This is a genomic window from Acidimicrobiales bacterium, assembly GCA_036491125.1.
Lineage (GTDB): Bacteria > Actinomycetota > Acidimicrobiia > Acidimicrobiales > AC-9 > AC-9.
Window position 1 is genome coordinate 1 of the sequence record DASXCO010000017.1, and the last position, 13,322, is coordinate 13,322.

General features: G+C 71.2%; 13 protein-coding genes. 8 read left to right on the forward strand and 5 right to left on the reverse strand.

The window, feature by feature from the left end; translation table 11 throughout:
• Nucleotides 1-311: 311 nt before the first annotated feature.
• Entirely contained in the window at nt 312-596 is a 285-nt protein-coding gene (locus tag VGF64_01035) for a YciI family protein (GenBank protein ID HEY1633313.1), read from the reverse strand.
• A gap of 176 nt (nt 597-772) precedes the next feature.
• Here VGF64_01035 and VGF64_01040 point away from each other — a divergent pair, with 176 nt between their 5' ends.
• The 3 genes from VGF64_01040 to VGF64_01050 all read left to right on the forward strand — a co-directional run bounded on the left by VGF64_01040 (nt 773) and on the right by VGF64_01050 (nt 3,660).
• On the forward strand, nt 773-1,135 hold the full coding sequence (locus VGF64_01040) for a YciI family protein (protein HEY1633314.1): 363 nt from the start codon (nt 773-775) through the stop codon (nt 1,133-1,135).
• Entirely contained in the window at nt 1,110-2,402 is a 1,293-nt protein-coding gene (locus VGF64_01045; protein HEY1633315.1) for a sigma-70 family RNA polymerase sigma factor, read from the forward strand. The genes VGF64_01040 and VGF64_01045 overlap by 26 nt, the downstream gene beginning before the upstream one ends.
• 127 nt (nt 2,403-2,529) lie before the next feature.
• Entirely contained in the window at nt 2,530-3,660 is a 1,131-nt protein-coding gene (locus VGF64_01050; GenBank protein HEY1633316.1) for an HNH endonuclease, read from the forward strand.
• Nucleotides 3,661-3,674: 14 nt separating this feature from the next.
• Here the strand turns inward: VGF64_01050 and VGF64_01055 are convergent, their stop codons facing one another.
• The 3 genes from VGF64_01055 to VGF64_01065 form a co-directional block, all read right to left on the reverse strand.
• The gene (locus VGF64_01055; GenBank protein ID HEY1633317.1) at nt 3,675-4,430 is read right to left on the reverse strand and encodes a class I SAM-dependent methyltransferase; all 756 of its coding nucleotides are present in this window, start codon (nt 4,428-4,430) and stop codon (nt 3,675-3,677) included.
• Nucleotides 4,431-4,497: 67 nt separating this feature from the next.
• Nucleotides 4,498-5,688, reverse strand: a complete 1,191-nt coding sequence (locus VGF64_01060; protein ID HEY1633318.1) for an FAD-binding oxidoreductase — start codon at nt 5,686-5,688, stop codon at nt 4,498-4,500.
• Nucleotides 5,689-5,719: 31 nt separating this feature from the next.
• Nucleotides 5,720-6,538: a hypothetical protein gene (locus VGF64_01065; GenBank protein HEY1633319.1), complete on the reverse strand. Its 819-nt coding sequence runs from the start codon at nt 6,536-6,538 to the stop codon at nt 5,720-5,722.
• A 415-nt stretch (nt 6,539-6,953) separates the two neighbouring features.
• Between VGF64_01065 and VGF64_01070 the strand changes: the two genes are divergently transcribed.
• A complete protein-coding gene (locus tag VGF64_01070; protein HEY1633320.1) occupies nt 6,954-8,513 on the forward strand; it encodes an AMP-binding protein in 1,560 nt (519 codons plus the stop codon).
• Here VGF64_01070 and malQ read toward each other — a convergent pair.
• A complete protein-coding gene (malQ, locus tag VGF64_01075) occupies nt 8,506-10,374 on the reverse strand; it encodes a 4-alpha-glucanotransferase (GenBank protein HEY1633321.1) in 1,869 nt (622 codons plus the stop codon). The genes VGF64_01070 and malQ overlap by 8 nt on opposite strands.
• A gap of 42 nt (nt 10,375-10,416) precedes the next feature.
• Here malQ and VGF64_01080 point away from each other — a divergent pair, with 42 nt between their 5' ends.
• The 4 genes from VGF64_01080 to VGF64_01095 are packed head-to-tail and all read left to right on the forward strand — an operon-like array spanning nt 10,417 to nt 13,292.
• Nucleotides 10,417-11,274, forward strand: a complete 858-nt coding sequence (locus VGF64_01080) for an alpha/beta hydrolase (protein ID HEY1633322.1) — start codon at nt 10,417-10,419, stop codon at nt 11,272-11,274.
• Nucleotides 11,275-11,316: 42 nt separating this feature from the next.
• Nucleotides 11,317-12,126, forward strand: a complete 810-nt coding sequence (locus VGF64_01085; protein HEY1633323.1) for a PD-(D/E)XK nuclease family protein — start codon at nt 11,317-11,319, stop codon at nt 12,124-12,126.
• 1 nt (nt 12,127) lies between these two features.
• On the forward strand, nt 12,128-12,679 hold the full coding sequence (locus VGF64_01090) for a phosphatase PAP2 family protein (GenBank protein ID HEY1633324.1): 552 nt from the start codon (nt 12,128-12,130) through the stop codon (nt 12,677-12,679).
• 7 nt (nt 12,680-12,686) lie between these two features.
• Nucleotides 12,687-13,292, forward strand: a complete 606-nt coding sequence (locus VGF64_01095) for a DsbA family protein (GenBank protein HEY1633325.1) — start codon at nt 12,687-12,689, stop codon at nt 13,290-13,292.
• Nucleotides 13,293-13,322 lie beyond the last annotated feature (30 nt).

Consider the following 13,322-nt stretch of genomic DNA (forward strand, 5'->3'; position numbering starts at 1 on the left):
ACGACGAAGAACTCGAGTGGTGACGACGCGTCGTCCTGGAGCAACACCACCCACTGCGACCGGTCGTTCGGCCCTGCGAGCCGTCCGAGAAGAGCGCGTCTCGCAGTGCTGTGCCGGCGCGTGTCGAACATGGCGACGAGAGTACGACAGCCGACTTGGTGCCGAGGGTGACCGGACGGGGTTCGGGCGGCGCTCCTTGGCTGAGCGCCGGCCCCGCGTCGCTCCTTGGGGCTCGCGGGGCCAGCGCTCAACGCATGCCGGTTGGCCTGTCCTCAGGCAGAGCCGCTACCGATCGAGCGGGGCTCCGCCGTTCAGGACATGACCTCGCCGACCTCGACACCGCCGTCTCGCTCGAGGATCGGGCAGCCCTTGGCCAGAGTGATGGCCCCCTCGAGGTCGTCTGCGCTGACCAGCGAGTAACCGCCCAGCACCGTGTCCGGCGCGCCGCGTCCGAGCGTGCTGGTGGCGACGACCCGGTCGCCGCGAGCGACGACTCGGTCGCCCATAGTCTCGAACCAGGCGCTCCACTGGTCCACGGCGTCGGGAGTCGGCGTGTAGTTCTTGGGCGCTCGGTAGATGAACACGAACGTGGACATGATGGTCCTCCTTTTCGGCCGGCTGGGAGCCGGCAGGCCGCCGCTCGGTGGCCTCACCTATCCGACGCAGCACCAGAGACAGTTTGGACACAGGCGGGCCTGTCCAAATCCCTGGGTGACCTGCGTCGTACAGAGGAGAGCCGTGTATCGTGCGGCGCGTCGGAGCAGGAGGAACCATGCCCGGTTACATGTTGTTGCTGTACGCACCCGAGGTGGAGGCGACCCAGCAGGCGGAAAGGGACGCCGAGATGCCGCTTTGGAACGAGGTGACCCAGAGCCTCCGTGACGCCGGACTGCTCGTCTCCGTCGGCCGACTGCATCCGGTGGCCAGAGCGACCACGGTCCGAGTGCGCGACGGCGAGGCCGATCTCACCGACGGGCCATTCGCCGTGACCAAGGAGGTGCTCGGCGGCTACTACCTGCTGGACTGCGCGGACCTCGACGAGGCGCTCGAGCATGCTGCCCGGTTGCCGCTCTCCCGCTATGGGTCGGTCGAGGTGCGGCCGATGATGGATGTCGACTCGGTCACCACTCCCTGACCGACCGCCGTCCGATGGTGACGATCCGACAGCGGCGGTGGTGGCGCGGGCGTTTCGCGACGAGCGTGCGTCCGTGCTTGCCACTCTCATCCGCCACGTCGGGGACTTTCAGGTCGCGGAGGACGCCGTGCAGGACGCCTTCGCGGCTGCGATCACGGCCTGGCGCCGCGACGGCGTTCCCAAGAACCCCGGGGCCTGGATCACGGTCACGGCGCGGCGGCGGGCGATCGATCGCCTCCGTCGGGATCGCTCCGTCTCCGATCGGGCCGAGCGCCTGGCCGAGCTGGTCCGCCTGGATCAACAGGAGCACCCCTCGGTGAGCGAGGAGAGCGCCGTTGTCGACGATCGGCTGCGGCTGATCTTCACGTCCTGCCACCCGGCGCTCGATCTCCAGGCCCGGGTGGCGCTGACGCTGCGCACGCTCGGTGGTCTGACGACCGGCGAGATCGGGCGCGCCTTCCTCGTGTCGGAGCCGACCATGGGAAAGCGAATCGTGCGGGCCAAGCGCAAGATCGCCGATGCGCACATCCCATACCGGGTTCCCTCCGATGCCGACCTGCCCGACCGTCTCCTCGGCGTGCTGCGGGTGGCGTACCTGATCTTCAACGAGGGCTATTCGGCCAGCGAGGGCGATCGTCTGGTACGAGGTGAGCTGTGCAGCGAGGCGATCCGACTCGGCCAGCTCCTGTCCCAGCTGATGCCCGACGAGGCTGAGGTGTGGGGGCTGCTGGCGCTGATGCTGCTTCACGACGCGCGTCGCGCGACACGGGTCGACGACCAGGGACGCTACGTCACCCTCGACGAGCAGGACCGCTCGGCTTGGGACCGGCAGCAGATCGACGATGGCCTCCAGGCGCTCGCGCACGCGGCACGGTTGCGGCGGCCGGGTGAGTATCAGCTGCAGGCCGCCATCACCGCTCTCCATGTTCGGGGCGCCGACGCCGGCGCGACCGATTGGGAGCAGATCGCCGAGCTGTATGGAGCATTGGCGGAGGTCAGACCCTCGCCGGTCGTCGAGCTCAACCGCGCTGCCGCCGTCGGGTTCGCGGCGGGCCCCGAAGCCGGTCTCGCCCTGCTCCGACCCTTGCTCGGCGACTCCGCGCTCGCGGCCTACCAGCCCATGCACGCCACCCACGCCGACCTGCTCAGGCGCTCCGGCGACCCTGCCGGCGCGGCGCGTGCCTACGAGAAGGCGATCGCCTTGAGCACCAACGCGGTCGAGCGCGCCGAGCTCGAGCGACGGCTCCGGACGCTTCGGGACGGCTGAGTTTTCTTCTTGACATCGAACATACGTTCGGGTAGCGTGAGCGGTGCCTTCGTGGGCGAGGCAGTCACCGCCCTCCTCTGATCAGCCGAGCGCGCCCACAGTGCGCGCCCCACGAGCGAGGAGTGGCATGCCCGAGAGCCCCACGGTGGCGAGCCGGGCCCTGCGGGAGGCGCTGAGGGGCCTGCAGCCCGAGGCGTTCACCGGCGACGACTGCGCCGCCATGGCCGAGGACCTGGCCCGCACCGAGAAGACCTGCGCCGCGGCCAGGGCCCGCCTGGCCGCCCGGGCGGCCGAGGCCGGGGCCCATCGCCGGCGGGGCTACGCCAATCCCGTGGAGTGGCTGGCCCGCACCGCCGGCTCCAGCGCCGGCCAGGCCCGCGCCGCCCTGGGCACCGCCGGTGCCGTCGAGGACTGTCCGGCGACCAAGGAGGCGGTGGTGACAGGCGAGCTGTCGCTTGCCCAGGCCGAGGAGATCACCAGGACCGAGGCGGCCTGTCCGGGGACCGAGGCCGAGCTGGTGGCCCTGGCCAAGGCCTCGAGCCTGGCGGTGCTGCGCGACAACGCCCGCAGCCGCCGCCTCGGGGCCACCGACGCCGAGGGCCTGCACGCCGCCCAGCAGGCCGCCCGGGAGGTCCGGGCCTGGCGCGACGACCTCGGCATGGTGCGCCTGGCCGGCGCCCTTCCCCCAACCGTGGGAATTCCCCTCGTCAATCGCCTGGAGGCCGAGACCGACCGCATCCACACCACGGCCCGGACAGCGGGGGCCACCGAGCCCCGCGCCGCGCACGCCGCCGACGCCCTGGTGGCCCTGCTGGCGGGAAAGGCCAGGGCAACCACCCAGGCCGACCTGGTCGTGGTCTGGCAGCGCCCGGGCGACGGCGGGGAGGGGACGGCCCACCTCCTGGGCGGGGGCCCGGTCCCGGTGGGTGTAGCCAGGCGCCTGGCCGAGCGGGCCTTCGTGAAGACCCTGATCCACGACGGGGTGCGCATCGAGACGGTCAAGCACTTCGGGCGCCACATCCCCGCCGAGCTGCGCACCGCCCTCGACCTCGGTGGTCCCCCCGACTTCGACGGGGTCATCTGTGTGGACTGCGGCACGCGCCACCACATCCAGTACGACCACGTCGACCCGGTCGCCAACGGAGGCCCCACCACCCGGGCCAACCTGAGCGGCAGGTGCTGGGACTGCCACGAGCTCAAGACCGAGCGGGACCGCCAGGCGGGACTGCTGGGCGGCAACGGGAGGGAGCCGCCGTGAGCGGGGAGGCGGCCCTACCCGCCGGTCGCGATGACGAGGCGGTAGCCGAGATCCATGTCGGAACGCTCGAGCAGGTTGGCGTGACGCGTCGCCCAGCGTCCCGTGCGGAGGTCCGTACGCAGACGGTCGATGCCGCGACGAGCAACGGAGGGGTCGAGTCGGGCGAGGCCGGAGATGCACGAGCGCACCGAGGCATCAAGGTAGGCATCGGGGCGTCGCCAATAGGCGCAGAGGAATCCGTCGCGACAGTCCCAGGGGACGGGCACGACGTCGACGCGGTCGGCGTCGAGGGCGTCGGCCACCTGCTCGGGCGAGAGGTCGGGCCCGTAGTCGAGCGCGGCGATCTCGGGGAGGTAGTCGCGCACGAGCCAGAACGTGTGCTCGAGCGCGGCATCGAAGCAGAGCACGACTCGCCGCTTCGCCACTCGGCGCAGCTGGGCCAGGCCACGTGCCTTGTCCGACCAGTGGTGGAGGCTCAGGATCGCCAGCGCCGCGTCGAAGGAGCCGGCGGGGAAGGGCAGGTCCTCGGCGACACCACGAACGACCGGGCCGGCGCCCGTCGAGCGCTGGGCGATCATGACGGGCGACGGATCGACCGCGACCACGCGTCGGTTGGACGGTTCGTACGAGCCGGTGCCAGCCCCGACGTCGACGACCCGGTCGGCGTCGCCCAGGGCGTCGTTGATCTGCCGAGCGATACGAGGATCAGGACGACGGTGGCGGGCGTACGAGCGCCCGATGTCGTCGTAGCGCTGCCCCGTGCAGCTCACCCCCTGTCGGTGTCGCTGGCTCGCGATCCGAGAATTGCACGTCAGGACCGGGCTGGACAGCCCTTGGTCAGCCGAAGCGCGCCAGCTCGAGGCCGCCGACCTCGGCCGGCCGCCGGCCCGAGTCGATCCACCGGGCCAGGGCCCGACCGGTCACCGGCGCCATGAGGATGCCGGTGCGGAAATGACCCGACGTCATCCAGGCGTTGGCCAGGTTGGGGACGCGGTCCACGAGTGGGAGCTCGTCGGGATGGGCAGGGCGGAAACAGCACCAGGCGTGGGAGATGGGCACCTGTCCGATACTGGGAAGCGCCGCCTCCAGGTCGTGTCGAATGTTCGCCACCACCCGGTCGTCCACGTCGGGGGAATGATCGTCGGTGTCGAGCGTCCCGCCGGCGAGGAGTCGGCCGTCGTCGACCTGGGTCACCGTGGGCAGCACGCTGACCGGCAGGTCCAACGTGATCGGCTCGGTGGCGATGAGGTGCCCCTTCACCAGCGAAGCCGGCACTGACAGCGCCAGGTCGGCGGCGTCGGGCGGTCCGCCGGTGGCGAAGACGACCGTTCCCGGGCTCACCGATCCCGCCGTCGTCGAGACCCGTATCACCCGAGCGTCGCTCGTCTCGACACCGGTGACGCCCACATCAGTGGCCAGGTGACGAATCCCGCCGGCCAAACGGGCGAGGGCACCGAGAGGGTTGACCCGGGCCTGGTCCCGGACCAGCACACCGCCGACGGGTCGGGCCAGCTGTGGCACCAGGCGGGCGACGTCGTCGGCGTCGAGCACCTCCGCCCCGGGCGGCAGATCGGCCGAGAGACCCGGTTGCGGATCGAGCCCCAGCCAGTCCATGGACACCAGCCCGACGCCCTCCGGCACCAGGTCGTCGAGGTCGCGCCACAGGGTCAGGCTCTCGCGGCCCCGGGCGACGATGCTGGCCCGGTCACTCCCGGCCACGTCCTCATGGTCAGCCTCGCCGTCACCGGCGCCGGTGCCGAGCCCGTCGCTGTCATGCTGGGCCTCAGGGACGAGGAGCCCGCCGGCGCCCGCCGTGGCACCGGCCCCGAGGGCCGAGCGCTCGACAAGGGCGACGGTCCCCAGACCTGCCCGCTGGCAGGCCAGTGCGGTAGCCACCCCGAGGATCCCGCCACCCACCACGAGCACGTCCGGCGTGCGGGGAAGCCGGTCGGGCAGGCCGGGGTCGAGCGCCGCTTCCTCGTGCTCGTCGAGCAGGTCTCGCCACAGCGGATAGAGGGCGGCCACCATCGCATCTCGTCCCGTCAGCCCGTCATCAACATCATCGCGGAAGGCGCACCTCGACCCGCACGCCGTCGTCGACCGGTTGCACATCGAGACTGCCCCCAGCGCGAGACGCAGCGATGGCCAGTCGCGAGAGATCGTCGGCCGTCTCCGCCGCGGGGGTGGCGACGGCGACCGCCAAATCGTCCTCCGCCTCGATGCTCACGCTCAGCTCGAGCCCCCCTCGGGCCAGCGTGCGCAGCAGCTCCCCAGCGAGCCTGGTGACGATGATGGCGGTGGCCGGGTCGGCGGTGACGGGCTGGGTGGGGGTCGCGATCCGGCCCGGCGTCCCCACGACCTCCCGTATCACCTCCAGCTCGACCGCGACCGCGGCGCACAGGTCCGTGCCGTCCGCCCCGTCCCAACCGGCCGGCATGGGCAGGGCCAGACCACCGATCGCGTTCCACTCTCGCTCGAGGCGAAGCCGCTCGAGCTCCCACAGGGCATCGGCAACATCGGCGACGGTTCCCACCCCGGAGCCACTCAGCTCACGTGTGGCGGCGCGTCGCTCCGCGTCCTCGGCGCGACGCTGCGACTCGTCGGCCCGGCGCTCGGCCGCCGACGTGTCGGCGCGGGCTTGAACGAGGACCGCATCGGCCGCGGTGGCCGCATCGGCCGCCTCGGTTCGCCGCCGCGCCTCTTCCTCGGCCCGCACCTCTACCGCGCGGAGCTGCTCTGCGGTCTCGCCGAGCTCCCTCTCGAGTCGCTCCGATCGAGACCGCTCGTCGGCCGCCGCACTCGAGCGCCGGACAAGGAGAATCAGCAACACGACAGCCGCCAGACCAACCGCGACGGTCACGCCCAGCACTGCGGTCATGGAACGCGAACGTAGCGTGCCCCGACCATCGCGGGATCATCGACGCCGGTGAACCGCTGCGCCGTCGTCGCATCCTCCCGTCGATGACATCGCCGTTGCCACCGCGGACCAGGGCGCGCTCTTCGTCACCGACCCGAGCGCCGGTACGTTTTCGGCACTCTCCACCGCGGGCCTACCAGCGGGCAGTGTTCGCCGCAGAGGCCAGCGACACCAAGACGCCGCTCGTGGGAACGCTGGACCTGGCCACCGGGGTGATCACGCCGCTGGGCACCACCTTCACAAACCCTCACGGGCTGCTGTTCGTGCCCATGCGTGACGATCGCGGGAACGACGACTCCCGGGCGACGGCTGAGCCGCCGAGACGCCGCAGACCGGCAGCTGCGCCTTCTCGGGAAGGCAGTTGTAGCCTCTAGGCGTGAAGGAGCTCATCTATCCCCGCGTACTCCTGCCGGCCCTGAGCCGCCACGCCGATCGGGTCGGCTTCCACGACGAGGACTACCACGCCACGTGGGAGACCCATGGCGAGCGGGTCCTCCGTCTGGCCAGCGCCATGCGCAACGAGCTGGGACTACGCCCGGGTGACCGGTTCGGCGTCTTGGCGGTCAACAGCCACCGCTACCTCGAGCTCTTCCACGCAGGCCTCCTGGGAGCCGGGGTGATCAACCCGCTCAACCTCCGCCTGGCGGCCAAGGAGCTGGCCTTCATCCTCAATGACTCGGGCACCGAGGTGGTCTTCACCGACTGGCTCTTCTCCGGTCTGCTCGAGCAGGCCCGGCCCGAGCTCGAGCACCTGCGCCAGGTGGTCCTCCTGGGCGACGGCGACGTGCCCCACGACCTGTCGTACGAGGACCTGATCGAGGCGGGAAAGCCCGCAGTGCCCCCCGAGCCGGAGGAGGTCGATCCCGCCGTGCTCATGTACACCGGGGGAACGACGGGCCTTCCGAAGGGCGTGGTGCTCAGCCAGCGGGCCGAGATGCTCAACCTCTACCACGCCGCCATCGCCGTCGGGCTCGGAGAGGACCGCATCTACCTGCACCAGACCCCGATGTTCCACGCTGCGTCCACGGCCGCCATCATGGGCATCCCAGCAGGAGGCGGCGTCTCGGTCTTCGTACCGCTCTTCAAGCCCGATCATGTGCTCGACGTGATCGAGCGATACCAGGTCAACCAGACCGTGATGGTCCCGACGATGATCGCCATGCTGCTCAACGACCCCAACTTCTCGTCCGAGCGCCTCGCCAGCCTCAAGTTCCTGACCTACGGCGCCTCACCGATGCCGGCCACCCTTCTGCAACGGGTCTTCGACGAGCTACCGGAGGTCAACCTCACCCAGGGCTACGGCATGACCGAGTCATCGTCGGTCCTCACCTGGCTCGACGAGAAGGACCACCGCCACGGCGGAGAGATCACGCGCTCGGCGGGCCGTCCGATGTGGGGAGTCGACGTGACCATCCAGGACGCCGATGGCCACACCCTCGCGACCGGCGAGCAGGGCGAGGTCTGCGCCCGGGCCGGCAACCTCATGGACCACTACTGGAACCGGCCCAAGGAGACCGAGGAGGCCTTCCGCGGGGGCTGGTACCACTCGGGCGACATGGGCAGGATCGACGCCGAGGGCTACCTCTTCCTCGTCGACCGGGTGAAGGACATGATCGTCACCGGAGGCGAGAACGTCTACTCGGTCGAGGTGGAGGAAGCGATCGGCAGCCACCCGGCGGTCGACCAGGTCGCGGTCATCGGCATCCCCAATGAGACGTGGGGCGAGCAGGTGCACGCCATCGTCGTGCTCAAGAAGGGGGCCTCGGCCACTGCCGAGGAGCTGATCAAGCACGCCCACGACAGCATCGCCGGGTACAAGGTCCCCAAGTCGGTGGAGTTCCGCTCCGAGCCGATTCCGCTGTCAGGGGCGATGAAGCCGCTCAAGCGGGAGCTGCGCAAGCCCTACTGGGAAGGCCGGGCGACCGCCATCAGCTAGAGGCGCGACCCCGTCGCAGCGTGTCGGCCACGGCGACGACTCGGGGATCCGACAGCGCCCGCTCGAGCGGGACGGGGAGGGCCAGCGACCAGTTCGGCCAGCCGTCGGTGGTGCCGGGCATGTTCGGTCGCTCCAGGACCCCGAGGGCGTCCTCCAGGGACGCAGTGACCACCGCGCTGGCCGCCTCGGCCAGCAGTCGGTGGGCGGCGACGATCACCTCGTCCAGCGGGGCGTTGTCCGCAAGCCCCAACAGGTCCCGCAACCGTGACCGAACTGCGTCGACCGCGGCGGCGTCGGGCTCGAGGGCCAGCCGCTGCTGGTCGGACAAGTCGGCGCCGGTCCACAAGCCGGCGACGGTTGGCAGGTCATGGGTGCTGATCGACGCCATGGACCGGGCCGGGAAGTCGCGGGGGCTGCCGTCCTCGAACCAGAGCACTCGGGACGACAGCACGTTCCGGCGGGCCAGCTCCTCCCTCACGAAGGGCTCGACGGTGCCGAGGTCCTCGCCCACGATGAATGCCCGGGCCCGATCGCTCTCCAGGGCCAGCACGCCGAGGAGGTCGTTCGAGGGGTACCGGACGTAGGCACCCTGTCGCGGATCTGTCCCGAGGGGGACCCAGTACTGGCGAAAGAGCCCCATGACGTGGTCCACCCGCAGCCCGCCCCCGTCACGAAGGTTGGCTCGGAGGGTCCGGGCGAAGGGCTCGTAGCCGGCGGCGCGCAGCTTCCAGGGGTCGAATGGCGGCAGGCCCCAGTCCTGCCCGAGCCGGTTGAAACCGTCGGGGGGAGCACCGACGGCCATCCCGGGCGCGAGCACGTCCTGCCACATCCAGGCGTCGGCCCCGTTCGGGTCGACGCCCACGGCCAGGTCCTGCACCAGGTCGACGTCGACGCCCGCCCTCGCCACCTGACGGTCGAGCAGCCACTGCAACCACTGGTGGAAGAGGACCCGGTGTCGATGTCGGGACACGAACGCCGACACGCCCGCGCCCTCCGGATGGCGCACCTCCGCTGGCCACTGCGGCCACGCCCCGAGGTGCACCTCCGACAGCGCGCAGAAGGCGGCGTAGCGAGTGAGCAACGGTCCCTCCGCGTCGCAGTAATGGTCGAAATCGGGGTCGCCGCCGAACCGGTCCCAGAGCCGCTCGAGAGCGCCGAGCTTGAGCTCCCAGACCCGAGGGCGCTGGACGAGTCGCTGTTCGTTCAGTGCCTGCCCGGCGGCCGCCAGCCGATGCAGCTCCGCGCCACCGGCCCCCGGCACCTCCTCGATCCGCAGGTAGAGCGGGTTGCGCCAGCACCGGCTGCTCGGAAAGTAGGGGCTGGCCTGCTGCGGCACGGCGGGTCGGCTGGCGTGAAGCGGGCTGACCAGAACGGTCGATGCCCCCTGGCCAGCGGACCACTGGGCCAGGCTTCTCAGGTCGGCCAGGTCGCCGATGCCCCAGCTGCGCCGCGACCGCAGTGCGGGAAGCTGCACCGCCCAACCCCAGGCCCGCTGCCCGCTCGGCAATCGACAGCGCCCTGGGCTCACGATCAGTCGCATCGTCTGGCCGTCGGTCGCGCGCCGCAGCTGATGGTAACCGCACGGTACCCCGGGCGGCAGCCGGCCGTGCGCCGTCATGGACGTCCCGTCCTCCAGGGTCAGCTCCCACGGCCCCGGCAGCGACACGTCGTCGTCGTGGCGAACGACCCGCACACCTGGTGGCCCGTGCGGCCCAGCGTGCGCCGCTTCTGCAATGCCGAGGGCATCGCCGATCGCCTCGATGGTCGACGGCGGCGCCTGGTGCCAACGACCGTCGTCGCCGCGGTACGCGGGCTCGACACCCCACTCCCGCAGATCCGGGACGCGGCGGCGGGCGTGCACCGGGTGAGGTTAGTGTCCGCGAGCACCACTATCGTCACGTCGGTGCCGCCCGCCGTGACGACCAGCGATGGCGTCGAGATCGCCGTCCACGACCTCGGCGGAGACGGACCGCCGATGCTGTTCGCCCACGCGACGGGGTTCCATGGCCTCGTCTTCGCCCCCCTCGCCCACCTGCTGAGTGGGCAGTTTCACGGCGTCGCCCTCGACTTGCGGGGTCACGGCGACTCTGGATTGCCGCTGGGGATGGACTTCGACTGGCACGGCTTCGGGCGCGATGTCCTGGCCACCGTCGACGGTCTGGGGCTGACGCGGCCGTTCGGAGTCGGCCACTCAGGTGGCGGCGCCGGCCTGCTGCTGGCCGAGCAGGCCCGCCCGGGAACGTTCCGGGCGCTCTACCTCTTCGAGCCCATCGTGTTCCCCCCGAACGGCCCGTTCCCCACCGGCGCGGGCGACAATCCCCTCTCGGAGGCGGCCCGCCGCCGGCGGGAGATCTTCGACTCCCGCCAGGAAGCCTTCGACAACTACGCCTCCAAGCCGCCGTTCGACCGAGTGGCCCCCGAGGCCCTGCGCGCCTACGTCGATCATGGATTCGCCGATCTCGACGACGGCCGCGTCCAACTCAAGTGCCGGGGGGAGACAGAAGCCCTGGTCTACGAGCAGAGCTGGCGCCACGACGCCTACGACCACCTGGCCGAGGTCCGATGCCCGGTGACGGTCGCCTGCGGCGCTACGTCGGACACCTACGGCACCGACCTGGTCGAGGCCATCGTCGATCGTCTCCCGCGGGCCCGCGCCGAGGTCGTGCCCGGCGTCGGCCATTTCGGACCCCTCGAGGACCCAGCCCTCCTGGCCAGCTCGATTCGGTCGGCCTTCGCCGCCGAGGGGCAGCCGCCCGCCTGAGGTCCCCCCCGGGTGATACACCCCGCCTCTAGCCTGGGGGCGATGTCCTTACCGCTTCCGAGCGCCCTGTCCCCCTCGAAGGTGTCGTCGTTCAAGGATTGCGCGCTGGCGTTCCGCTTCTCGGCGATCGATCGGCTGCCCGAGCCCCCCTCCCCGTGGACGGTCAAGGGCAACCTCGTCCACCGCGCCCTGGAGCACCTGTTCTGGCAGGTCCCCGCCGGAGAGCGCACCATCGCGGTGGGACTCGAGCAGCTCGACCGGGCCTGGGAGTCCCCCGAGGAGGAGCCCGAGCTGGCTGCCCTCGGGCTCACGCCGACCGAGACCGACGAGCTTCGTGCCGACACCGAGCGGCTGGTCCGGGGCTACTTCGAGCTCGAGGACCCGAACGAGGTGACTGCGGTGGGCATGGAGCTCGCACTCGAGGCCGACCTGGGTGACCTCCGGCTCAGGGGCATCATCGACCGCCTCGACGTCGATCGGGACGGGCGGCTCGTGGTCACTGACTACAAGACGGGGCGGGTCCCGGGTCAGGCTCAGGAGCAGCTGCGTCTGGCCGGCGTCCACTTCTACGCCTTCCTGTGCGAGCAGGTGCTGGGGGAGCGGCCCGCTCGGGTGCAGCTGCTCTACCTGCGCGAGCCGCTGAGCATCTCGACCATCCCGTCCGACCAGTCCGTGCAGGGGCTTCGCCGCCGGACCTCGGCGATCTGGGCGGCGATCGAGCGGGCGTGCCGGGACGAGGACTTCCGGCCCAAGCCCTCCGCCCTATGCGGGTACTGCAACTGGCAGGAGTTCTGCCCTGCGTTCGGCGGTGACCCGGCCCGCGCCGGCGCGAGCCAACCGACGCTGGTCTGAGGTGCGTGTAGCGGCCTTCGACGAGCGTGTCGACGCCGCCTTCGACCGCCTTCGGGGCAATCGGGTCGCCGACCGGGTGTGGTACGGGGCCTCGGCGGTCGGCGACCACAGCCTCATCTGGCTGATCGTGGGGGCCGCACGGGGCCTGGGCTCCGACCGCCGCCGGCGGTCGGCGTTGCGCATGGCCGCCGCCCTGGGCGTCGAGTCGGTGCTGGTGAACGTGGGCGTCAAGTCGCTCGTTCGACGCCGGCGCCCGCCATCGTCGGGCCCTCGCCCCCTCCCCCTGCGCCAGCCCCTCACGAGCAGCTTCCCGAGCGGCCACGCCACCTCGGCCTTCTGCGCCGCCGGGCTGCTGTCAGAGGACGACCCACTGTGGCCGCTCTACTACGGCCTGGCCGTGGTGGTGGCCTCGAGCAGGATCCACGTCCGCATCCATCACGCATCGGACGTGCTGGCCGGAGCGGCGATCGGCGTCCTGCTCGGACGCATCGGACGGCGGCTCGCTCCACTCCCAGAGCGGAGCGCGGAATCTCGGCCGCGCCCGAGGCGTTGAGCTGTTCATGACCAGCCTGTCGTTCGACGTCAACTGGGACTATCGCTGTCCCTTTGCCCGCAACGCCCACGAGCACCTGGTAGCGGCCCTCGCCGGCGGCGCCGACTGGGAAGTGGGCTTCGTGCCCTTCTCGCTCAGCCAGATCCACGCGGAGGAGGGTGAGCCCGCTGTCTGGGACGACCCCGAGAAGGCCTCGCACCTCCTCGCCATGCAGGCGGGCATCGTCGTGCGGGACCGCTACCCGGACAAGTTCTACGACGTGCACATGGGCCTGTTCCGAGCCCGTCACGACGAGAGCAAGGACCTCCGCGAGGAGGCCGAGGTGCGCCAGGTGCTGGCCGACCACGGCGTGGACCCCGACGCGGTGCTCGCCGAGATCGCGGACGGATGGCCGCTCGAGACGTTCCGCAAGGCCCACGAGAGCGCGGTCAACGACCACCGGGCCTTCGGCGTGCCGACATTCATGGTCGACGGTCAGGCCGTCTTCGTCCGGCTCATGACCCGTCCGCAGGGTGACGCCGAGCTCGCCCGCACGACCATCGAGCACGTCGTCACCCTGGCCCAGAGCCGACCGGAGCTCAACGAGTTCAAGCACACCAGCATCTCCCGCTGAGTCCGGCGAGGCGTCGCATCAGGTCGCCGC